The organism is Comamonas sp. C24C (assembly GCF_053345995.1).
Map to the genome: position 1 here is coordinate 76,248 of NZ_JBKFBC010000006.1, position 22,820 is coordinate 99,067.

The following is a 22,820-nucleotide window of genomic DNA, read 5'->3' on the forward strand; positions in this document are numbered from 1 at the left end:
CGGCACAGACGTGCAATAGCAGCGCGATGCCCGGCATAAAAAAGGCAGCCTAAAAGCTGCCTTGCACCGCGAGGTCGATATTGTCGATCAAAGACCCTCGTCGGCCTTCTCACCCTTGCGATAAGTCGAATAAATGATCACCGGGATGCCCGCCTCACCAAGGTACTGAGAAATAAGAGGTTTCACATCCTCCCATTCCAAGCCGCCCACACCGGTTGCAAGACGGGGCAATGCAACGCTTTGGATCTTCTCTTCCTTGATATATCTCGACAGGTTCTGCAGTGCGCGGCGCACGTTTTCCACGCTCGCTTTGCCGGGCTTGGCGCCAGGCCCCTGCCCCATCGTGTTCTGTGTGACCAGATTGATGATCTTGCGCACACCGCCACCTTCCTGCACGCCCGTCCAGCCCCAGACATCGCCGGGAACAATGGACTTGTTGCGCGTGTCGTGACGGTAATCCTTCACCAGAGAGGGCCAGCGCTCACGCAAGGCCAGAGCCAGGCCACTGTCAAAGGGATCGAACGCCGAGATACCGTGCCCCAGCAAATCTGCATTGCTCAAGAGAATATCGCCGCTAACTTCCTTGATCATCAATTACTCCTTTGTCGGTGAAATAATAATTATCTGCATTCACAATTGCATATATTTAAATGGAGATCTCCAAATGGAAAACTGACTGCAGGCAATTCGATGAAATAGTCATGAACGACTTAAGAATAAAGTTAACCACTCCCATTGGAAACAACTCCTCACTTGATTTTATTGATTTAAATCAGAATCAGATCAAAGAAAATACGAATACAAAATCTCTTTTTCGTATGCTCATCCAGTCTGCCACTCGCGCCGCAAGATGTGACGCCGCAACTGCAGATGCCTATCTGCAGAGGTCCCTGCGCACCTGAGCAGCAGAGACCGAGCCGGCCAGTTCATGCTGCACACCAGAAACTGATGCTGAAAATAAAACTGCCGAGCAGCTTTATCTCCCATAAATACCAATAAAGACTCAGCTCAATAATATCTCCGGGTATTCAATCAGTACTGAAAATAGCGAACCTAGCTTTGAAGCTAGGGTATTGACGCCACTTTCATTCATCGCTTTAACAATGACGAATGCGGACATGCGTCCAAGGCTTTCATTGCGTTTCATGAAAAGAACCTGGCAGTGTTCTCTTTTTTACCGAACCGAAGAATCAGCCGTCAGAGTTCTATTTCCATCATGCCGTCGACTTCAGCGGCCGACCTCCAGGCGAGCCATCTCGTCCGAAGCCAGAACGACCAGCCCCAGTGCCACCGGTACGGTATGCAACAGCGCCAAAGCGACTGCCCGTGCATGGACTGGCCGGTACTTGCCGGGGAGCAGCGGAGCCAACAGCCTGGCGATTGGAATTGCAAACCGCTCGCCAAGGCGCGGAGGTTGCTGCAGGCCATCACGTTTATCGAGAAGCAGCGATGGCTGGGCGATTACCAGCGTCAGGAGATCCAGCGCCTTCAACGCATCCTCCAACTCGCCCTTGACGCGGTTGTAGAACGTCGAAGAGCGTGCGCTGGCCCCCACGGCACTGACCAGACCCACTCGCCGGGCTCCCGCAGCCACCGCCGCCCTGGCCACGGCCAGATTTGCGTCCAGGTCGACGGCACGGAATGCATCTTGGCTGCCCGCCACCTTGATGGTCGTCCCCAAAGCCAGATAGACCTCATCGACCTCAGGCAGCGCGGGAAGGTGGCTGAAATCGACGATATGCACCTGGAGCTTGGGATGGCGGATGTTCAGCGTCCGACGACTCAGTGCATGTACCCGCTCGACCTGTGCGTCGGCCAGCAAGGCTTGAAGCATCATGCTGCCGACCAGGCCCGTTGCGCCCGCCAGCAACACTCTTCTTCCATTGGACTGTGTGGTCATGACAGTAGCTCTCAACTCAAACGCATCGTATGGCGGCGGTTCGGGCGCCTGTCCACTCCAGCCGTAAAACCGTCGATGGACAAGCTCAGGAATTATCAGCGTCGAACAGAAGGCGACCTCATCCTTGCATCGCCAGTACTCTCCAGTAGTGGCGAGCTGAGCTATCACCTTTCATTATCCAGAAAAGAGCAACTGATCATGCCCCGTCGCCAAGACTGGCGCGCGGACATGCCCTAGGACTGAAGACCGACTTGCAGATGTGCAAACATCCTTTCCGCCTGCACATTCTGCCGCTCAATATGAGTTTGCCTGAGCCAGACACTCGCACTTGCTGCTGTGCGCCAAGTTTCCCTAGCCCGAGATGGAACGCAGGCGCGCCTCTCGCGCGGACGGCGATTCGTCACGCAATTCCTGAATCACTTGCTCGCGGGTTTTGCTGGACCCGCTGCGGGGAATCTCTCTCGGAAAACTGCTTTCGCCAAACGACAGACCTCCCTGCTTGAGGGCTGCTTCGGTCTCGGCTTTGACCTGTGCTCGGGTTTTCTGGCTCACGAAATGGTCCGGATGAACGGTCACGCCTTGTTCATTGTTTGCCGGATGCTCGTAGGCGGCAGCAGCAGTACCGGGAAGTGCAAGCGTGAAGGCTGTGGCCACACCGGCCAGTGCAAGGGACAGTGAAATGCGATGTTGAGACATGGTTGGCTCCAAAAAAGTCTAGGGAACACAACTCCTTGGCCTGCTTCAAGCTGAGGAGAAGATGTGTGGATGCTAGAGATCGGAGCCCATCAAAATCAGGACAGCGCGATGACATTCCTGTCAGCTCTGCCGCAGCCTTGGCGCATGACTCGGAGGCTTGGCCACCGCCGCCCAAGCACGGGCAGCTCAACGCCCAAAACAAGGGCGTACACGTGTTGCGCAATCAGGCCTTGGGGCGGGGTTTGAAGATATGGATGGTCTCACCGCGAGCAAGCATAGCCACCAGTTGCTCGATGCGCCTGGCACGTGTCTCGGCCTTGGCGGCCGTCTGGATACGCCACAGTATCGCGTAGCGATTGGAGGCATTGAGGCCAGCAAAAAAAGCCTTGGCCAAAGGCTCGGCTTCCAGCGCAGCCTGCAGGTCCTCGGGTACGGTAGAGGTACGCGCACCGTCATAGGCGCGCGCCCAGCGCCCGTCAGCCTTGGCTGCCTCTATCTGGGCCTGACCCGGTGCCTGCATGCGGCCCGCCTCAATAAGAGCCTGCACCTTCTCGACATTGATCTTTGACCAGACGCTGCGCGCGCGACGCGGCGTGAAGCGCTGAAGATAGTGCTGGTCGTCGAGACTTTTCTTCTGTCCATCGATCCAGCCCCAGCACAGCGCAATCTCCACCGCCTCGGGATAGGTGACACTGGGCTCATTGGCTCCTCGCTTGGCGATCTTGAGCCAGAGCCCTTCGGAAGCAGCGTGATTCTTCTTCAGCCAGGCCTCAAAGGCTTTGGCGCTCTTGAACAGGGTCGGAGCCAATTCGAGCGGGATGACGGATTTGACGGAAGGCATCACCTGGACCTATGCGGCATGAGTACCAGCACGGCTCGTGGCAAGGAAACGGGAGCCTGGTGGATGGTACGGGAGGTCAAGTTTAACCAGAGCTCCCGGCCAGTGGCAGTCGCTGAACGCCCATGACTTCCCCCAGTGCGAGGTCTTGCCCTATCTCCACAATTGCATGAGCAGCCCCATCATCCCGGCAGCAATGATGACGTAGATGACATTGATCTTGAAGCGGAGCAAGGCGATGCCTGCTGCCAGCCCGATGGCAATCGAGGGCCACTCAATGCGCCCTGCAAAGCCTTGGGGCCAAATGACGTGGTAGGCAAAGAAGACGGCCAGATTCAGGATGACTCCCACGACCGCAGCGGTGATGCCGACCAGTGGCGCAGTGAACTTCAGCTTGCCGTGGGTGGACTCTATGAAGGGGCCGCCCAGCAAAATGAAAAAGAACGACGGTAGAAAAGTGAAGAAGGTCGCGATCACTGCTGCGGCGACTCCGGCCAGCAGCAGCGAATCCGCACCGAAGATCGCTTTGGTCCAGCCGCCTACAAAGGCCACAAAGGACACCACCATGATGAGAGGGCCTGGAGTGGTCTCTCCCAAAGCCAGCCCATCGATCATTTGTGTTGCCGTCAACCAATGGAAGTTCTCCACCGCGCCCTGGTAAACATAGGGCAGCACCGCATATGCACCCCCAAAGGTCATCAGCGCGGCCTTGGTGAAGAACCACCCCATTTGCACCAAGGCAGACTCCAGGCCAAACGCCGTGGCGAGCACGCCCATCACGCCGGCCCACAGCGTCAGGCAGACCAGCAATACCCGCCAGAATCCTCGCCAGGAAAATCGCGCATGCGGCGGAGTGGGAGTGTCGTCATCGATCAATGCAGCCCCTGGTGACTGATGCGCATTGCCTTTTTCATGGCTGGGGCCTCCAAAGGCTTCGGGACGCAATTTACCCCCAACGAAGCCGATGGCTGCAGCCGCAATGACGATGAGCGGAAACGGAATATTGAGTGTGAATATGGCGAGAAAGGCAGCTGCCGCAATGCCCCAATGCCAGCTGTTCTTGAGCGATCTGGAGCCCACCCGGTAAGCGGCCTGAGCCACAAGCGCCGTCACCGCTGGTTTGATGCCGTAGAAGAAGCCCGCAATCAGCGGTATGTCGCCATGGGCCATATACAGCCAGGCCAGAGCCATGATGATGAACAGCGATGGCAAGACAAAGAGAACCCCTGCCAGAATGCCGCCCCATGTCCGGTGGAGCAACCACCCCAGGTAGGTGGCAAGCTGCTGCGCCTCGGGCCCCGGCAGCAGCATGCAGTAGTTCAGGGCGTGAAGAAATCGCTTCTCGGAAATCCATCGACGCCGATCTACCAGCTCCTCATGCATGAGTGCTATTTGACCTGCGGGGCCACCAAAGCTGATGAAGCCCAGCTTCAACCAGAAACGCAGCGCTTCTGAAAGCGAAAGAGAGACGGGCGCAACCGGATTGGTGGGCCTGGGCAAAGCGGTGTCCATAAAAGCTCCATAGGGAATATCCAGCTCTTGGACGGGACACCGTCTACCCTTGCGGGACGGGAGGCTGCTTTCCCGATGCAGAAATTCTAGCCCAGTCGCCCGGGCGCTCGTACATGCCGAGGATAAAGTCTGCAGTCACCGAAAGCAGCGCCAGCACATGGAACACAACCGCACTTGCTGTGTTCCAGCGAAAAAAGCATATCAGCCCTCTACGCCCAGGGCTTCTTCGCCTCAGATATCTCCTGCAGACGAAGCCACCAGGCGCCAGAGCTTTCACTCCCTTGAGGCACAGTGCAGCTCGGATCGACAAAACCTCATCACCGATAGAGCTGCTTTCAGTCTTCAGGCTGCATCCAAAATCGACGAGACATCCAGCACATACATCTGGCGTTGGCCCTCGTGCACCGAGTCAATGCAGACCTGCTTGCCATCCCGACTCCAGCGTGGGTGCAGGTCACAGCGGTTTTCCTTGCTCAGTTCCGGAGTGGCATAGAAGCTGCCCAGATTGCGACGCTGGCCGGTCTGCATGTCGAACAGGAACAGAAAGCGCTCGTGCGTGCTGTCGTCGGGATAGGTATCACTGAGCATCCAGCGGGTACTGACCGGAGAGAAGGTCATATGGCCGTTTTCCACCAGCACATCGCGGCCGATCACCAGTACCTCGCCTTCGTCGACATCGTGGTAGAGGTGGTAGTGGATCTCGCCGGCATGCGGCCCCCAGACGATGATGTGCTCGTTGTCCTGCCACAGCGGGTGAGAGATCTGGTACTCCGACTTTTCATAGTCAAACGTGCCTACGGCATCGGGGTCGAAGTCGTCGGCCAGTTGCGGCAGCGGATGATCGGAGCACTCCAGCAGGCGCATGTCGGTGCCGTCCGGATTCATGGTGATAAGACGGTGCAAAAAGCAGGTCTCGTCCTTCACACGCTCTGTCCAGCGATGCAGAAAAAGTATGCGTGAGGAGGCCGGATTGACCTCGATATGACTCACCCAGTGGATGGCCTTGTCCATCGAAGCCACTGGATGGAATGCCTTGAGTTGCGCATAGCTGACCAGTAGCCGGGCATCGCCTGTCGCCAGCTCCATGCGCCAGATGCCGTCATCGGCGGGCGCCAGAGGCAACTCAAACGGCTGGCCCGGCTCGCTGTAGCCAATGGTCTCGTGCGTGATGTAAAGGCGCCGGTAGTTGACCGACAGTGCCCAGTCACTGCTGGGTGCCACCACGTACACGGGCATGGGCAGAACGCGGCGCTCTTGCGTATCCACATCCACTACCACGGCGCCAAAGCCCGGGTAGGGAGCGGCCATATCGCCCGTGCGATCGTTATAGATCAGCTTGCGGCCCGAGGCACCGTCCAGCCATTGCAGCTGGCTGCCCATCTGGAAGTTCCAGGCGCCAGTCTCGCCCACCGCGTGAAAGCGGTCGCCGTCGTGGGTGTCGAAATAGCCGATCGTGGCCCTGGCCTCTGGGGTCAGATAGATGTCCATCCAGGGTGTTTGCTGCGCCGCGAGCAGGCTATTGCTCCTGTCCCAGTTGGACTTGTTGTAGTAGCCGAAGAAGTGGTGCAGGTTGCTGCTGCCCACGCGTCGGCAGGGAACAAAGGAAGAGTCAAAGGAAGTAGTCATTGGATGTCAAGCAGTAGCGTCGCAGCGTCGGGCTGCGACTCGAAAGCGGTTCCAGGCCTGCACAGAGGCCCGGCTCTGGTCAGTTCGCCGTGATCTTTCCGGCAGCGATCACCTGATCCCAGCGCTGTTTTTCCCTGGCCACAAAGCTCTGCGCTTCTGGCAAGGTATTGGCCACGGCACTCATCCCCTGCTCTTGCAGCCCCTTGCGGAACTCGGGCGTATTGACCACCTTGCGGATGTCTTCGCTGAGCTTCTGCACCACGGCCTGGGGCACCTTGGAAGACACGGCGACAGTGGTCCATGACGTGGCCACATAGTCCTTCATTCCGGCCTCACTGGCCGTCGGAACATCCGGCAATGCGGCCAGGCGTTCATTGCCGGTCACCGCCAGCGCCTTGAGCTTGCCGCCCTTGACGTGCGCCAGCACTGTCGGAGGGTTCTCGAACATCAGCTGGATCTGGCCACCCAGCAAATCGTTGAGCGCTGCCGAGCTGCCACGATAGGGAACATGAACGATAGGCGCACCGGACTGCAGCTTGTACAACTCCCCCATCATGTGAACCGACGAGCCCACGCCGGCAGAGCCAAAATTGATGCTGCCTGGCTCCTGCTTGGCAAGCGCGGTCAGCTCCTGCAGGTTCCTGACTGACAGATTGGGGGTTGCCACCACCACATGAGGCATCTCTGCCAGCACGGTGACAACGCGCAGTTCCTTGGCGGGGTCGTAAGGCAATTTTTTGTAGACAGCGTAGGCAGCATGCAGTCCTATGGACCCCACCATCAGCGTATAGCCATCCGCGGGCTGGTCGGACACGTATTTCCCGCCCAGATGACCGCCCGCCCCAGGCTTGTTTTCCACCACCACTGGCTGGTTCCACAGACGACCCAGCCTATCGGCGAGCATGCGGGCTTGCACATCCGAGCTGCCACCTGCAGTGAACGGCACGATGATGCGAATCTGACGAGCAGGATTGGGATATGCAGAGCTTCCTTCAGCCTGGGCAGAACCGATTCCTGCCAGTGTTGCGGCAGCCAGCACACCCAGACACAGAGAGCGACGAGCGCTAATGCAAACCATCTAATGACTCCTTGGATTTATTTCTGCGCTCTCGATGCCAGAAAGCGCATGCATTGTTTCGTTGGAAGTCAGTGTAGGAAGCCAGCCCTACTCAGAAAAATTCATTTTTCAAACCTACCTATACGCAGCTGGTATACCCTTGCATCTCACCATCGAACCGCCTGCGCCATGCCACGCCCCTTGAGTTTTAAGGAAATCGAAGCCTTTCGTGCCGTGATGCAAACCGGCACCACGACCGCTGCGGCCCAGCTGCTGCACACCACGCAGCCGTCCATCAGCCGCCTGCTGGCTCAGATGCAGACAGGCGCAGGCCTGAAGCTGTTTGATATGCATAAAGGACGGCTGCGCCCAACCGCAGAGGCAAGAGAGCTGTTCTCGACCGTGCAGCAGCACTTCGTCGGTCTGGACCGCATAGAGCGCGACCTGCAGGGGCTGCGGCAATTCGGTGCCGGCACCTTGCGCATAGGCTGCACTCCGGCACTGGGCTTATCCATTGTTCCTGCAGCACTGCACAACTTCTTGCCCTACTACCCGGGCACCCACATCAGCCTGCAGACGCTAGGCACCACGCATCTTCGGGAAGGGCTGCTGCACGGTCAGTTCGATCTGGTGGTCAGCACCATGGCCATTGGCTCGCCCGAGCTCAACGCAAGCGTGCTGCACCAGACCCGGGCAGTGTGCGTCATGCATCCAGACCATCCGCTGGCTCAGCGCAGCAGCCTGCATGTCAAAGATCTGGAGGGCCAGCTGCTGCTGACCTTGAATTCGGACGACAACATCTACCTGCAGCTTCAGCGAACCATGCTCGAGCATGACGTCCATCCAGGATCAACCGTCGAAACCACCTACTCCTCCACCATCTGCTGCCTAGCTGCGCAAGGTACGGGATTGGGTGTGGTGAATCCCTATGTGGCGGCAACGTTTGCCTCAAGCCTCTGCATCAAGCCCTTTCTCCCCGAATGCTCCGTAGAAGTCGTGCTGGCACTGCCAGGTCATTCCGCTCCTTCGGAGCGCACGCAACGCTTTATCGAGGAGTTGCAAAAGCAGCTGACAGCATAAGGCGATCAGATTCGCGAAAAAGGCCGGTCTCTCACCCGGCCTGCCGCATCAGAGACGGTGTGGCTATAAGTCTGTACCTTCGACCGAGCCCATAGACTGGAATGGAGTGATCACAGGCAAGCTCGGTCTCAACGGGCCTTGCATTGAATCGGCACCATGCGGCCGATCTCCACCGTCAGGTCCAGCCCTTTGCCTCGAATGGTGTTGGGCCCGTTGCTGTACACAAACCCGGAACCGCTGGGTTGCTGCGACAACTCAACGCTTTGACCGCCACGTATCAGGACCGCCTTGCTGCTGGCCGGCAAAAAACGCACCGAGATCGATTCTCCATTGGTACAGGTGAAGGCTACTTCACGCTCCGCATCCCGAGGTGGCACAGCGCTGCAGGCACTGACAGCGATGGCGATGAACAAGGCGGATCCGGCGACTCTCATAGATTTCTCCCCTGACATTTCAAAGCAGGACCGAGGCAGTCATTGGGCAATATGTGCGGTCGATGCCAGCTCCAACGCCTGCCGAGCGATCTGGACCGCGCCGCACCCAACCTGATTTCAGACAGGGCTCACACGCCTGTCGCGCTCCTTGTCCCGATACAGGCGCGCCTTTTCAGCATACATCGCCTTGTCGGCCCCCTGAACAATGCTCTCTATAGAGGTGCCCTCCTGGCCGCAGGCATGGCCCATCGAGACCTGAATACTGTGGCCCGGATAGAACTGATTGTTCAACTCCAGCAAGGACAAGATGCGCTCCTGCAATGCCACGGCACCGCGCTCATCGGTTCCCGGCAGGAGCACGACAAACTCGTCACCGCCGATACGGGCTGCGCAGGCCGGCGCATCGACGGCCTTGGTCAGAACCTCTCCCATACGCCTCAGCATGGCATCGCCTGCCGTATGGCCATGTTCGTCGTTGACGACCTTGAGGCCATTCATATCTATGGCGATCATGGACAAGGGCCAGGGGCCCTTGCGCGACAACCGGTTCAGTTCTTCGGTATAAAAAGCGCGGTTGCGCAACTGTGTAAGTACATCATGCTTGCCCAGATATTCAAGATAAGCCTCAGCCTTCTTGCGGGCCGTGATATCCACCAGCGACAGCAGCACCAGGCCCCATTTTTCCGCGTGGCTGCTCATGATGGCGAACTCCATGTGAATATGGAGCACATCACCGGCCAGGCCGTAGTTCACCACTTCCCGCTGCTGCACCAGCTTGCCATCCCACAGGTCTATCAGCTGCTCGGCGAACGAGTCATACATTTCGCCCCTGAAAACCCTGGACAGGTTCTGCAGCAACTGCTGCTTGCTCTCGGCACCGAACATCTGCAGCGTCTGGCGATTCACATCAAGGACCTGGATCTCCTGCATGCAGCGCGTCACGAACTCCGGGTGCACCTTCAGAAAGGTTCTGAAATCGGTGATCCCGCGCGCCCGAACATCGTCCATCAGGCGCTTGACCACGCTGAAGTCCTCAACCCACAGCGACACCGGAGAGTACTCGAACAGGTCCCTGGCGTACTGCTCGCTGCTCTGCAGCCGCGTCGTGCTCTGCACTTCGGCCGTCACATCCTCCAGGGAGACCAGCACCCGGCTCCAGCTTTGCTCGTAGCCCGGCAGCACACGTGCCCTCACCTGCACATCGAGTCGCCGCCCATCCAGGGCATAGTTGACCGAACGGGTCTCGAAACTCAGCACCCCGTCCCAGAGAGCGAGCAGCTCGTTCATGATGCTGTCGAGCATGTCGCCGCGAAAGACTTCGCTCAGCCGGCTCTTCAGGGTTTGCTCGTCTGCGGCCTTGAACAGATCCAGCGTGTATTGGTTGACCCGCAGCACCTTGTAGGACTGACTGCACAGCTTGAGCCGCTCCGGATCCTCTCTGAGGAAGCTCAGCAGATCGCGGACTCCATCCGCTCGCCACTGATCGAATATCTGTCTGAGGCCGCTGTAATCCTCCATCCAGAGCGATACCGGAGCCAGGTTGAACATATCCTCAAAGTCCAGACCTTCAGCGAGAGAATTTTTCACAAACGATACCTCCGTCAACAATTATTACCGAGACGACAGGCCTGTGCGCATGCCCTCTTGCGCAGGATCGATGGGCTGTCCCGGCGCCATGAAAAAAGACTCCCGCAGGAGTCTCTCGGCTCAGATCGCCTCGGGCAGCCTCTGCCTTGCGGCTTTCACCTTGTACATGGCGGCATCGGCTTTCTGCAGAGCATCGTCCACATCGGTCTCATCAGGCATCAAGCAGACCATGCCCACGCTGGCGCCGGCATAGTCGATCTTGCGCCCATCGGCCAGCTGCAAGCTGGCGACAGAGGCCTTGCTCAGCCTGAGCTGCATCTCCCTGATCACGCTGTCACCGTCCTCATCGAGCAAGGGCCCTGTGCCGACCATGACGAATTCATCTCCGCCAAAGCGAGCCAGCATGTCACTGCTGCGCAGGCCGGCGCGCAATTGCTCGGCCATGACTCGCAGCAATGCATCCCCGGCTTCATGACCAAACTGGTCATTGATCTGTTTGAAGCGATCAAGATCCACGAAGCCCACCAGCACCCATTCACGGGTGCGTCGGCAATGGGCGATGAGCCGGTTGAGTTCCTCGGTCACGCAGCGGCGATTGGGCAATCCGGTCAGGGCATCAAGCATGGCGAGCGAAGCCAGCTCCTCGTTGGCATGCTGCAGCGAGCGCACCAGTTGCTCGCGCTCTGCAAAGCCCGCGATGATCTTGGCGAACAGGCGCAGCAAATCCTCGGCCTCGCCCGCCAGCGCGACGGAGTGATCGCTGGCGGCACACAAAGTGCCGAACAATGCGCCATCGGAAAAGCGCACGGGCGTGCTCACATAGGTCTGGATACCCAGCTGGCGCGCGGCATCCGAGTCGCCCCAGCACTCGGCCACATTGCCGGTATAGCTGCGCCCTTCATCGAGCGAGCGCTTGCACAAGGTGTCGTTCCATGGCACCTCCAGTCCTTCGGGAATCGTCATCCCTCCCGTGTTGAGCGAATACAGGACATTCTGAATGCCGCGTCCCTCGTCCACGGTGGTGAGATAGGCCGACTCGAGATCCGTCACCTCGACCATGATTTCCAGCAGAGGCCGCGTGAAGCTGGGCAGGTTCTGAGAATTGGATACGGTCCGGGAAAGGCGCTGAACAATTGATGGCATGGTGCAATTTTGGGGAAGGAACACACGACAAGTGCGGCTGCTCAAACAAGGTCTGAAGTCTCGACATCATCGCTTGCATGCGGCTCAGACAATCCGCCAATCATGCAATGAATGCCGGATTTCAACGCCCGTATTTTCATGCAATCGACTGTGGGACTAGACCTGAGGCCAGATCACTCTCACACGCAGGCCGCCCAGTTGCGGTGACTCGTCAAGCAAAAGCTCAGCACCACTGCTTCTTGCAATGCTCTGCACAATTGCCAGCCCCAGTCCACTGCCGCCGGCCATGCCACCAGCTCCCTGGCCACGCACAAAGCGCTGCAGAACGCGCTGGCGCTCGGCCGCGGCGATGCCAGCGCCCGAATCCTCCACCACCAGCGCCCGGCCTTGCTCGTCCTGCAGCCAGCCCACGTCGACACGCCCGCCTGCGGGCACGTACTTGATCGCGTTGTCCAGCAGATTTCGCAGCAGTACTGCCAGCGCCTCCGTGTCGGCAGGCACGCTGAATGAGGACTGCTGCTGCGGCTCCTCACTCAAACCCATGTCCAGCCCTTTGGCCTGGGCTGCCGGTGCGGCATCCACCAGCGCCTGTTCCACCAGCAAGCGCAAATCGGCCAGCGGTGCGCCTTCGGTCTGCGGCTTGGCCTCCTGCCTGGCCAATGCCAGCAATTGCTCCACCAGGCGTCTGGCGCGCTCGATACCTTCCGCGAGGCGCGCCTGCGCCGCCTCACGCTCGGTGCTGTCCGTAGCTTTACGCAGCAGCTGCAATTGCAGCTGCAGGGCGGCCAGCGGCGAGCGCAACTCATGTGCTGCGTCTGCCACGAAATTCTGCTGAGTCTCAAAAGCCTCGCGCACGCGCTGCAGCAAGCTGTTGAACTCCTGCACCAGAGGGCGCATTTCATCCGGTAAATCATGCTCCGCAACCGGCGCCAGATCCTGGGGCTGACGCAGGGCCAACTCCCTGCGCACCCGCTGCACGGGCGTCAGCGAACGGCGAATCACCCACCACACAGCCAAAGCCAGCAGCGGCAGCAGCAAGACCACAGGCAGCAGGCTGCGCCAGGCCGCAGCGCGCGCCAGAAGTTGACGCACGCGCATGTCCTGGGCAATCTGAATCACCTGAGAGCGTGTCTGCAGCGAGAACACACGATAGGTGGTGCCACGTGCCGGCACATCGGCAAAACCAAGCACAGCCATCTGGGGCAAAGCCTCGCCCAGGGCCGACTCGAAGATTCTCAGGCCCTCATTGGTCCAGACCTGCACGATGAATTCGTTGTTCTCATCTTCGGGCGGTGCCCCCTGCGCCCGGCCTTTGACATCGACTGGCAGACCCGCTCGCAGCGCAAACGCCGTCTGCTGCATCTGGTAATCGAACAAGGTATCGGTCTGCTCCAGTGCATTGCGATAGGCAAATGCCCCCTGCAGAACAGCCACCAGCAAAATCGCCATGCCGATGAACAGCAGCAGACGTCCGCCCAGCGAACCGGGTAGTTTCAGCCGCTTCAATGCCTGGTTTTTGCTCATGGTCTGGGCACCATATATCCAAGACCGCGCACATTGAGCACTGCTGCGGCACCGAGCTTTTTACGCAGCCCGTGGATATAGACCTCCACGGCATTGCTGCTGACCTCATCGCCCCAGCCGTAAAGCTTGTCTTCGAGCTGCTGGCGCGACAGCGTGGCCCCGGGCCTTGCCAGCAATGCCTGCAGCACCGCCCATTCACGGCCTGACAGGGTGACCGGCTGACCATTCACGCTGGCTTCGCGGGTATTGGGGTTCAGCATGATGCCGCCATGCTCGTACACAGCCTCCAGATGCCCGGCCGCGCGGCGTGCCAGTGCACGAATGCGGGCCAGCAGCTCATCCATGTCATAGGGTTTGATGACATAGTCATCGGCCCCTGCGTCCAGGCCGGCAATGCGATCACGCACCCCATCACGCGCCGTGGCGACCAGCACGGGCGTTGCGTCCTTGCGCGCGCGCAGCTGGCGCAGCACCTGCAGGCCGTCCATTTCCGGCAGCCCCAGATCGAGCAGAACCAGATCGTACTGATGCCCGCGCAAGGCCGTATCGGCCCGGGCTCCGTCCTGAACCCAGTCCACCACATAGCCTTCACCACGCAGCAGTGCCTGCACGGCCTGGCCGATCATGGTGTCATCTTCAACGAGCAGTAAACGCATGGCGCAAGGATAGCGCCGCTAAAGCGGGAATGCCCGGTACCAGAAACAAAGGGTGCATCGCAAACCACCTGCATGCATCCACGCAAGGCGAAACGTGACAAGCGATGCAGCCTCACCCCAAGCGGGCAAGCCGACACCTCACATGAAGGGCTGCCGGTTACACCGCAGCTTCGATGCCCGGCATCGCCATACGCGCCTTGGTCAATGCCATGCCCAGGTTGGCAGTACGGCGGCAGACAAAGACAGCCACATAGTCGGGGACTGCCTTGCTGCGCAGAAAGACATGAATCAGGTTATCGCTGTTGATGATGATTTCCTGAAAGTAGTGATGGCCATCATCGCTGATGCCGCGCGAACGCTTGAACAAGGTCTCGATCATGGAGACGTTGGGGCCGTTGAACAGATCGGCCGTGGCAGCCGCCACCAGATCAATCACTTCGCGCGGGTGGGAATCCACGGTGCGGATCGATAGCAGCATGCCCGAGGCAGCATCCACGTAACCAGCAGCCAGACATTCAGGCACCAAAGCCACGGCCTGCGTCAACACAGCATCCAAACTCATTGGGTTCTCTCTTTCCTATTGCTTATCTTTGGCGTCATGCACCCTTTCGCCGTCGGCAGGGAACATGTCAAAGCGGTCTTGAAAACATCACGCCATCTTTTGCAGCAATGCGTTTTCGAATTCATATAGCAGCGCCTCCTGCGCCTCGGACTGCACGTACTGAGCGTCAATCAATCGCACGCGACGCAAAGCCTCTTCGGCAGTCAGGCCCTCGCGCACCAGCCAGGCCGCCAGCACGGTGCCGGTGCGACCCAATCCGGCAAGACAGTGCACGGCCAACACCTCGCCACGACGCAGGGCGGCAGACATGCGCGCCAGCAGCATCTGCATCTGCGCCACGGTCGGCGGCTCGTGGTCATAGACCGGCAGGTGAAAGTTCCTGAGCCCGTTGCGGGTCAGCGCTTCCTGCGGGAAATCCCTCTCCGTCAGCGTGATCAGCATGGTGACGCCGCAGCGGCCCAAAGCCTTGAGATCGGCGTCCATGTCGTGCACCACGCCTGGCCAGGGAGTACCTGCCAGCCGCCCTGGCACCAGCCAGGAAAATCCGCTCGGACCACGGCTGGCTGGCACGGCATTTTCAGCGGCCTGCAATGGCTGCATTTCCATCAGCACGGCCGCATTGACGGGGCGAGGCTGATGGCGGTCTCTAGCGGTCGTGTCAGATGCCACAAGCGCTGCGGCCGCGACCGGCCTAGGCGCCGCAGGCTCTGATGCCGATACAGGCTTTGCCGCAGGCAGCATGGGCTCCACGACCTCGCTCACGGCTGAAGACGATATGCGCAGGTCGGCAAATTCAGCAATGGCGGCCAGAGCTGCGGCAGGCAAGGGAGGCGGCGGCAGCACATCGTCTGCCAGCTCATGCACAGGCGTTCCCGGCATGGGGACGGCGCAGCTGCCGCTGCGCACAAACTGCTGACCGGCAGCGCTGAGCGGATGCTGGATGAACTCCGCCATTGCCGCAGCTTCCTGGATACGCCCGCCGGCGAGCAACAGCATCTGCTGCGCAGCAGCCTGTGCATGCTGCTGCTGGTGCGTGACCAGCAGCACACTGCGCTGCTGACCGATCTGCTTGATCACGTCCAGCAGTAAAAAAGCCTCATAGCCCTCCAGCTCGGCCGTGGGCTCATCGATCATCAACACCGCCGGCCTGGCCCAGGCCTCGCGCAAAATAGCCACGGCACGTTGCTGCACCGCACTCAACAGCATGGTGGGCTTGTCCAGTACCTGGGCCAGCTCGGCCAGGCCATAGTGCTGCAGCTGCTCGCTCACCCAATGACGCCATTGCAGTGGTGCACGTGACTCGCTATGGCGTGCTTTCTCGATCAGCGCATCAAGGGTGTTGGCGCGCATCAGCCTGGCATGCTGCTGCACCAGGCGAGGCAAGACCTGCTCGCCATCGGCACTCAAAGGCATGTGCAATGGCTGATCGGCATAGACCACCTGCCCCCAGCTGCGAAAGCGCGGATTGCTCGCATTCAGTCCAGCCAGCGTGCGCAGCAGCGTGGACTTGCCCGTGCCCGCAGGACCCAGCAAAGCGGTTACGCCTGATTGCGGCAGCGTGAAATCCACTTCGGCCAAAACCACTCGCGGACCGAATGAAGCGCCCAGGCCTTGCACTTGCAGACTGTGTTGCTGATCCAAGAATGTCCCCTTCGCAGCGCCTGCTTCGAGGGCCGTCACGATTTGTTTGCGGTCACACCGAATCGCCACCGCATGGCGCCAAAAGGCGAATGAATGTTTTGGCCGGCAGTCTATGGCATTACATCCTCAGCAACTCGTTACCTCTGGAAACATGACAACAACATGGGGAAATCCACTTAAAAATCATTTATTTAGATGTTTTTTGTTTTAAATCAATAAATATCGGATAAAGAAAAACCGCAACCGAAACGGTAGCGGTTTTCTGCGTAGTCAAGGCGCCAGTCAACCCAGTCGCACCGGCACAAAGATCTTGTTGCCATCGCGCCAGATCAGCACGGCCACGGTCTTGTCCGCCTTGGCGACTGCGGCCCGCACCTCGTCGATATTCCCGGCAGGTGCGCCGTTGATGGACAGCAGCACATCACCCTGGCTGATGCCTGCGGCAGCAGCCGGACCGCTGGCCTGGGCCACCAGCAGACCGGAATCCACGCCGATCTGCTGCTTCTCCTCGGGCTGCAGTGGGCGCAGCGCCAGACCCAGCTTGCCCTTGTCACCATCGGGTGAGGACTTGGCCACCTTCACCGCCTTGTCACTGGCATCACCCAACGTTGCGCTCAGGGTCTTGGATTCACCCTTGCGCCAGACTTCCAGCGTCACCTTCTGCCCAGGCAGGGCCTGGCCGATGAAGGCTGGCAGATCGCCGGAGCCGACCACCGGCTTGCCATCCACCTTGCGCACCACATCGCCCGGCTCCAGCCCGGCCTTGGCGGCGGGGCCGTTCTTCTCGACACTGGCCACCAATGCACCTTCCGGCTTGTCCAGCTTGAAGGAGTCGGCAAAGGCCTGGTTGACCTCCTGCACGCTCACGCCCAGCTTGGCATGCTGTGCCTTGCCTGTTGTCTGAATCTGCTGTTGCACACGGGTTGCCAGTTCGATGGGAATCGCAAACGACACCCCCTGATAGCCCCCCGAGCGGGTGTAGATCTGGCTGTTGATGCCCACGACCTCGCCCTGAGCATTGAACAGCGGGCCACCGGAGTTGCCGGGGTTGATTGCCACGTCCGTCTGCAGAAAAGGCACAAAGGAGTCATCAGGTAGAGAACGCCCCTTGGCACTCACCACACCGGCCGTCACGCTGTTTTCAAATCCGAAGGGCGAGCCTATCGCCAGCACCCAGTCCCCCACACGCAACTGGCTGGTCTGGCCCAGCTTGACCGTGGGCAGGCCGCTGGCGTCAATCTTGAGTACCGCCACATCGGTCTTGGGATCGGCTCCCAGCACCTTGGCCCTGAACTCGCGGCGGTCATTGAGCTTGACCGTCACTTCCTTGGCTCCGCGCACCACATGGGCGTTGGTCAGAATCACGCCATCGCTGGACACGATAAAGCCCGAGCCCTGTCCGCGCATGGGTGTATCGGGCTGCTGCGCACGCGGCCCCATGCCCTGACCACCGGGCATGCCAGGAATGCCGAACTGGCGGAAGAATTCAAAGAAGGGATCGTCAGGGCTGATGCCCGGGCCCTGTTGCTGACGTTCGCTGGCCTGGTCGCCTTCATCGTCGCTCATGGCACGAGAGGAACCCACCACGCTGATATTGACCACGGCCGCGCCGTTACGTGCCGTGATATCCGCAAAATTGGGAGCATTCACCGCAGGCAGGTTAAGCGCTGCGGGCTGTGCAGCCACAGCAGACTCGGTGGCCTGGGCTGCGCTGCGGGTTCCCACCAGACCGGCACCGGTGGCGCCCAGTGCGCCAATCGCACCAGCAGCCACCAGGGCCATCACCAGTCGGCGAGGCGTGGACAGAATTGTGTTCATGGTCATCCTTTCAAAGAAAAGCACCGGATCGGTGTCATTGAAGGGAAGTTTGACCATCCACACTTAGGCGAGACTTAGGCGCTCTCGGTTTTCAGCAAGGCTCCTGAATCGGCATCCGCCGCCACTTGCCGCCCCGTGAGCTCAGGCCTCTTGCGCCTGAGACTCGCCTCACTCAGATCAGCTCCAGCACTAGCTCTGGCGGACGGCAGAGTCTGGCGCCCTTGGGCGTGACCACGATGGGGCGATTGAGCAGCACCGGATGCGCAGCCACGGCCTGAATCAGCTGCACATCGCCGACAGCGGCGTTGTCCAGACCCAGTTCCTTGAACTGGGCCTCCTTGCTGCGCAGCAAGTCACGCACAGGCACGCCCAGATGCGCCACCAGCTCGGCCAGCTCCGGCGCAGTCAGTGGTGTGGCGAGGTAATCCACGATATTGGGCTCGATGCCACGCTCGCGCAGCAATGCCAGTGCGCCACGCGAATTGCTGCAGCGGTTGTTGTGGAAGATGGTGATGTCGGGACGATTCACGGGGGTGTCTGTACTTGTACTCATAGCTGCAGTGTAGCGAGCCCGGCCTTGCCCGCAGTCGTCACATAGCAGCTATGCCGGCAGCGCCAGAGCCAGGCTGTGCGCCATCTCATAGACTGTCTGCAAAACATCAAGAGGAGACATCAATGACCGCTTTCACCGAGCGCGAGCCCCTGACGCTGACCCGTCGCCAATGGAGCCAATGGGCTGCAGCAGCCGCCCTGGGAGGGCTGGCCGGAACAGCCCTGGCGCAAGATGCCAAATACCCCGCCAAGGCCATACGCCTGGTCATCCCGTTCACTCCGGGCGGCTCTGCCGACATTCTTGGACGTGCCATCGGTCACGAGCTGACCCTGGCCTGGGGCCAGAGTGTGGTGCCGGAAAACGTTGCCGGCGCAGGCGGCAGCATTGGCGCGGACCGCGTGGCCAAGGCCGGTGCAGATGGCTACACCCTGCTCATGGGCCATGTGGGCACGCTGGCCGTTACACCCACGCTCTACCCCAAGCTGCCTTACGACCCCATCAAGAGCTTTACGCCCCTGGCCTGGGTTGCGCGTGTGCCCAATGTGCTGGTCGTGCATCCTTCGCTGCCGGTCCATGATCTGGAATCGTTCATCAGCTACACCAAGGCCCATCCCGGAGCGGTGAACTTCAGTTCGGGCGGCAACGGCAGCGCCGCGCATATGACCATGGCCTATCTGAGCCTGCAAGCAGGGCTGAAGATGCAGCATGTGCCCTACAAGGGCACGGCCCCCGCCGTCAATGATCTGGTGGCCGGTCAGGTACAGGCCCTGTTCACCGGCATTCCCGCCGTGCTTGCGCAGATCCGCGCAGGCCAGATCAAGGCGATAGCCGTGTCGTCACCGCAACGCATCCCTGCGCTGTCCAAGGTGCCCACCGTGGCCGAAGCAGGCCTACCCGGCTTCGAGGCCGACCAATGGTATGGCGTGGTCGGCCCGGCCAACATGCCTACCGATGTGGTCGCCAGAATCAATCAGCAGATCAATGCTTCGCTCAAAAGCCCGGCCATTCTGGAACGTCTGCAAAGCGAAGGCGCCCAGCCCATGCCCAGCACACCCAAGGTCTTTGGCGATCTGATCGCCAGGGACCTTGCGCGCTGGCGCAACGTCATCATCGACAGCAAGATGACGCTGTGAGCGGGCAGCACTGAGGCATCAGGCCGCAGCAGAAGTGGCGGTCACGACAGCCGTCGCCGGCTCCAGCTCTTCCTCATGCGCATCGAGCTCGCGCCCAGGCAGCAGCAGATTCAGGCCTACGGCCACCAGCGCACCCACGGTGATGCCCGAGCCGAAGACCTCGCGTACAAAGGCCGGCATCTTGGAGAGCAGATCGGGCCGCACCGTCACGGCCAGACCACAGCCCAGCGAGACCGCAATGATCAGACCGCTGCGGCGTGTTTGCTCGGCGCTGCTGAGCATGCGGATGCCGGCCAGGATGATCATGGCGAACATCATCAGACCCGCGCCGCCAAGCACGGGCTGGGGAATCGTCACCACCAGCGCGCCCAGCACCGGGAACAGTCCGGCCAGCAGCAGCATTACGCCGGTCAGCATCACCACATGGCGGCTGGCCACGCCGGTGAGCGAAACCACGCCCACGTTCTGCGCGAAGGTGGAAACCGGCGGGCTCGACATCACGGCGGCAAAGGCCGAGCCCACGCCGTCGCACAACATGCCGCTGGCCAGGCGCTTGCCGCGGATCGGCGTCTGCGTTGCCGCTCCCAGTGCCATGAAAGTGCCCGTGGTCTCGACAATGGTCACGAGAAAGGCGATGGACATGGCAACGATGCCCGATACCGGAAAGCTCATGCCGAAATGCAGCGGCTGCGGAATCGCGAAGATCGGCGCCTCGCGCACCTGGGTGAAGTCGATCAGACCCAGGGCCAGGCACAGCAGATAACCGCAGGCAATCCCCAGCACCACGGCCGATGCCGAGATCACGCCCTTACCCCATTGCACAAAGCCGATCACCAGCGCCAGCACAAAGCCCGCAATCGCCAGATTGCCCACGGCGCCGTAGCTGCCGCTGCCCACGCCGCCTGCGGCCCAGTCCACGGCGACGGGCGTGAGCGACAGCCCGATCATGGTCACGACCACGCTGGTCACGGTATGCGGAAAGAAGCGACGGATCACCGGCATGAAAAAGCTGCCGATGATCATCACCAGCGAGCCCACCAGCGAGGAGCCCAGGATGCCGGGAACGCCATGCTCCAGCCCCACGCTGATGCCTGCGCCGACAAAAGCAAAGCTTGTACCCATCACGCAAGGCAGGCGTATGCCGACAGGCCCCACGCCGCGGCACTGGATGATGGTGACGACGCCCGAGCCCAGCAAAGCCGCATTGACCAGGGCCACGATCTGGTCGGCCGGCAGCTTGAGCGCACCGCCGAACACCAGCGGTACGGCGATGATGCCGCCCAGCGCAGCGAGCAGATGCTGCAGCGAAAGCAGCGTGGTGGTGATGAGGCTGGGCGGACGGTCTTCCACCCCGTAAAGCAGTTTTTCCATGGTCTTGTCTCCTGTTTTTTAGGTATGCAATCGCCGGGGAATAGGCTTCCCCGCGAAGGCCACAAGACTAAGCACGCAACCGGGAGCTCTCATATGCCGTTGCCGATACAGCCCATGCGCGGCGCCGTATAGCTTGTCCGGTATCGAGAAAGAATTTCTGGCACTCCAAGTCACCTGACACCAGTCCCGAGCCCACTTTTCTTCCAGTGCCGAAAAGGCTTGGAATCTCTCTCACACCGATGTCCGGCCATCGCAATGGACCCGCGATGGCCGTCACCGAAAAGTCTCAATGTCCTGCTGCAGCCCGCTCGAACAGGCTGCGCGCAAGATTGCGGTGCTGGCCCAGCACCACGGGCAGGTCGGCAGTCAGCAGGCGTCCATCCTCGACCACCACGCGGCCGTTGATGACGCTGCTGGACACATTGGCCGGCGTGCAGAACACCAGCGCCGCCACGGGGTCATGGCCTGCGCCCGCATAGCCGACAGCCTCCATGTCGAAGGCCACGAAGTCGGCCGACATGCCGGGGGCCAGCGCGCCGATGTCGTCGCGGTTGAGCACGCGTGCACCGCCCAGCGTGGCAATTTCCAGCGCCTCGCGGGCACTCATGGCCGCCGGGCCGTAGCCCACGCGCTGCAGCAGCATGGCCTGGCGCGCCTCGCCCAGCATGTGGGCTCCGTCGTTCGATGCGCTGCCGTCCACACCCAGGGCCACGGGAACGCCCGCATCGCGCATGCTGCGAATGGGCGCGATGCCAGAGGCCAGGCGCATGTTGGAGCATGGGCAATGCGCCACACCGGTGCCGGTGCGCGCAAACAGCGCAATGCCTTCGGGATCGAGCTTGACGCAGTGCGCATGCCAGACGTCGCGCCCCACCCAGCCCAGGTCCTCGGCGTATTGCGCCGGGGTCAGGCCGAACTTCTCCCGCGAGAAAGCCACGTCGTTGTCGTTCTCGGCCAGATGGGTGTGCAGCGAGACGCCGTGCGCGCGCGCCAGCACCGCCGATTCGCGCATCAGATCGCGGGTCACCGAGAACGGCGAACAAGGCGCCAGCACCACGCGCAGCATGGAGTGGCGCGAGCCGTCGTGGTACTGCTGGATCAGTCGCAGGCTGTCGCGCAGAATGGCCTCTTCCTCTTCCACCACCACATCGGGCGGCAAGCCGCCCTTGCTGCGGCCCAGACTCATGGAGCCACGTGCGGCGTGAAAGCGCATGCCCATCTGCTGCGCAGCCGCGATGGAGTCGTCCAGGCGCGAGCCATTGGGAAACAGGTAAAGATGGTCGCTGGTCGTGGTGCAGCCCGACAGCATGAGTTCGGCCATGGCGGTCTGGGTCGAGACATGAATCATCTCGGGCGTCAGGTGTGACCACAGCATGTAGAGGTTCTGCAGCCACGAGAACAGCTCGGCATCCTGAGCGGCCGGCACGGCACGCGTCAGGCTCTGATACATGTGGTGGTGGGTGTTGACCAGGCCCGGCGTCACGACCTTGCCGCGCATGTCCAGCACGCGCGCCTGGCCCTCGTCTGCCATGCGGCGATACTGCGCCGGCAGCTCGGCCGTTGTGCCCACCCACAGCAGGGCTGGGCCGTCCGCCACCAGAGCGCCATCTTTGATCTCGCGGCGCTGCGCATCCATGGTGACCAGTACGTCGGCATTCAGGGCTATCAGGGTCATGGTTTCTTTCTCTC

The 22,820-nt window shown here is 60.6% G+C and carries 22 protein-coding genes; 3 read left to right on the forward strand and 19 right to left on the reverse strand.

The genetic code is table 11. From position 1 onward, the window contains the following. Positions 1-87 precede the first annotated feature (87 nt). Positions 88-591, reverse strand: a complete 504-nt coding sequence (locus ACLBXN_RS12730; protein ID WP_211456995.1) for a macro domain-containing protein — start codon at positions 589-591, stop codon at positions 88-90. 59 nt (positions 592-650) lie between these two features. On the opposite strand from ACLBXN_RS12730, the gene ACLBXN_RS12735 reads away from it, so the two are divergent. Continuing rightward, complete coding sequence (locus tag ACLBXN_RS12735; RefSeq protein ID WP_447612367.1) at positions 651-902, forward strand: hypothetical protein; 252 nt, start codon at positions 651-653, stop codon at positions 900-902. A gap of 101 nt (positions 903-1,003) precedes the next feature. Here ACLBXN_RS12735 and ACLBXN_RS12740 read toward each other — a convergent pair whose 3' ends face one another. The 7 genes from ACLBXN_RS12740 to ACLBXN_RS12770 all read right to left on the reverse strand — a co-directional run bounded on the left by ACLBXN_RS12740 (position 1,004) and on the right by ACLBXN_RS12770 (position 7,650). Continuing rightward, the gene (locus ACLBXN_RS12740; protein WP_447612368.1) at positions 1,004-1,147 is read right to left on the reverse strand and encodes a hypothetical protein; all 144 of its coding nucleotides are present in this window, start codon (positions 1,145-1,147) and stop codon (positions 1,004-1,006) included. Positions 1,148-1,228: 81 nt separating this feature from the next. Beyond that, the gene (locus ACLBXN_RS12745; protein ID WP_447612369.1) at positions 1,229-1,900 is read right to left on the reverse strand and encodes an NAD(P)H-binding protein; all 672 of its coding nucleotides are present in this window, start codon (positions 1,898-1,900) and stop codon (positions 1,229-1,231) included. A gap of 351 nt (positions 1,901-2,251) precedes the next feature. Continuing rightward, positions 2,252-2,596 carry a DUF4148 domain-containing protein gene (locus ACLBXN_RS12750; protein WP_447612370.1) on the reverse strand — a complete coding sequence of 115 codons (345 nt, stop codon included), beginning with the start codon at positions 2,594-2,596 and terminating at the stop codon, positions 2,252-2,254. Positions 2,597-2,819: 223 nt separating this feature from the next. Then, on the reverse strand, positions 2,820-3,437 hold the full coding sequence (locus ACLBXN_RS12755) for a YdeI/OmpD-associated family protein (protein WP_447612371.1): 618 nt from the start codon (positions 3,435-3,437) through the stop codon (positions 2,820-2,822). Positions 3,438-3,587: 150 nt separating this feature from the next. Then, positions 3,588-4,946 (reverse strand): chromate efflux transporter, encoded by a 1,359-nt coding sequence (chrA, locus tag ACLBXN_RS12760; RefSeq protein WP_447612372.1) that lies wholly within the window; start codon positions 4,944-4,946, stop codon positions 3,588-3,590. A gap of 342 nt (positions 4,947-5,288) precedes the next feature. Then, entirely contained in the window at positions 5,289-6,572 is a 1,284-nt protein-coding gene (locus ACLBXN_RS12765; RefSeq protein WP_447612373.1) for a hypothetical protein, read from the reverse strand. Positions 6,573-6,651: 79 nt separating this feature from the next. Continuing rightward, positions 6,652-7,650, reverse strand: coding sequence for a Bug family tripartite tricarboxylate transporter substrate binding protein (locus ACLBXN_RS12770; RefSeq protein ID WP_447612374.1), 999 nt, complete (start codon positions 7,648-7,650; stop codon positions 6,652-6,654). A 168-nt stretch (positions 7,651-7,818) separates the two neighbouring features. Between ACLBXN_RS12770 and ACLBXN_RS12775 the strand changes: the two genes are divergently transcribed. After that, positions 7,819-8,709 (forward strand): LysR family transcriptional regulator, encoded by an 891-nt coding sequence (locus tag ACLBXN_RS12775; protein WP_447612375.1) that lies wholly within the window; start codon positions 7,819-7,821, stop codon positions 8,707-8,709. Between the two features lie 128 nt (positions 8,710-8,837). Here the strand turns inward: ACLBXN_RS12775 and ACLBXN_RS12780 are convergent, their stop codons facing one another. The 9 genes from ACLBXN_RS12780 to arsC form a co-directional block, all read right to left on the reverse strand. Then, complete coding sequence (locus ACLBXN_RS12780; RefSeq protein ID WP_230630214.1) at positions 8,838-9,122, reverse strand: MliC family protein; 285 nt, start codon at positions 9,120-9,122, stop codon at positions 8,838-8,840. Positions 9,123-9,260: 138 nt separating this feature from the next. Beyond that, positions 9,261-10,730, reverse strand: coding sequence for a diguanylate cyclase domain-containing protein (locus ACLBXN_RS12785; protein WP_447612376.1), 1,470 nt, complete (start codon positions 10,728-10,730; stop codon positions 9,261-9,263). Positions 10,731-10,850: 120 nt separating this feature from the next. Continuing rightward, positions 10,851-11,873: a sensor domain-containing diguanylate cyclase gene (locus ACLBXN_RS12790; protein WP_447612377.1), complete on the reverse strand. Its 1,023-nt coding sequence runs from the start codon at positions 11,871-11,873 to the stop codon at positions 10,851-10,853. A gap of 156 nt (positions 11,874-12,029) precedes the next feature. Further along, entirely contained in the window at positions 12,030-13,397 is a 1,368-nt protein-coding gene (locus ACLBXN_RS12795) for an ATP-binding protein (RefSeq protein WP_447612378.1), read from the reverse strand. Further along, positions 13,394-14,053, reverse strand: coding sequence for a response regulator (locus tag ACLBXN_RS12800; RefSeq protein WP_003051565.1), 660 nt, complete (start codon positions 14,051-14,053; stop codon positions 13,394-13,396). The genes ACLBXN_RS12795 and ACLBXN_RS12800 overlap by 4 nt, the downstream gene beginning before the upstream one ends. A 157-nt stretch (positions 14,054-14,210) precedes the next feature. Next, positions 14,211-14,615, reverse strand: coding sequence for a hypothetical protein (locus ACLBXN_RS12805; RefSeq protein ID WP_447612379.1), 405 nt, complete (start codon positions 14,613-14,615; stop codon positions 14,211-14,213). An 87-nt stretch (positions 14,616-14,702) separates the two neighbouring features. After that, positions 14,703-16,256 carry a phosphatase domain-containing protein gene (locus ACLBXN_RS12810; protein WP_447612380.1) on the reverse strand — a complete coding sequence of 518 codons (1,554 nt, stop codon included), beginning with the start codon at positions 16,254-16,256 and terminating at the stop codon, positions 14,703-14,705. 282 nt (positions 16,257-16,538) lie between these two features. Beyond that, complete coding sequence (locus tag ACLBXN_RS12815) at positions 16,539-18,074, reverse strand: Do family serine endopeptidase (RefSeq protein ID WP_211457006.1); 1,536 nt, start codon at positions 18,072-18,074, stop codon at positions 16,539-16,541. 172 nt (positions 18,075-18,246) lie between these two features. After that, positions 18,247-18,627, reverse strand: coding sequence for an arsenate reductase (glutaredoxin) (gene arsC / locus ACLBXN_RS12820; protein WP_343678441.1), 381 nt, complete (start codon positions 18,625-18,627; stop codon positions 18,247-18,249). Between the two features lie 122 nt (positions 18,628-18,749). Between arsC and ACLBXN_RS12825 the strand changes: the two genes are divergently transcribed. After that, positions 18,750-19,760 carry a Bug family tripartite tricarboxylate transporter substrate binding protein gene (locus ACLBXN_RS12825; RefSeq protein ID WP_447612381.1) on the forward strand — a complete coding sequence of 337 codons (1,011 nt, stop codon included), beginning with the start codon at positions 18,750-18,752 and terminating at the stop codon, positions 19,758-19,760. An 18-nt stretch (positions 19,761-19,778) separates the two neighbouring features. On the opposite strand, the gene ACLBXN_RS12830 is transcribed toward ACLBXN_RS12825, so the two are convergent. Continuing rightward, complete coding sequence (locus ACLBXN_RS12830; RefSeq protein WP_043006386.1) at positions 19,779-21,131, reverse strand: nucleobase:cation symporter-2 family protein; 1,353 nt, start codon at positions 21,129-21,131, stop codon at positions 19,779-19,781. A gap of 286 nt (positions 21,132-21,417) precedes the next feature. Further along, positions 21,418-22,806, reverse strand: coding sequence for an 8-oxoguanine deaminase (locus ACLBXN_RS12835; protein ID WP_043006387.1), 1,389 nt, complete (start codon positions 22,804-22,806; stop codon positions 21,418-21,420). Positions 22,807-22,820 lie beyond the last annotated feature (14 nt).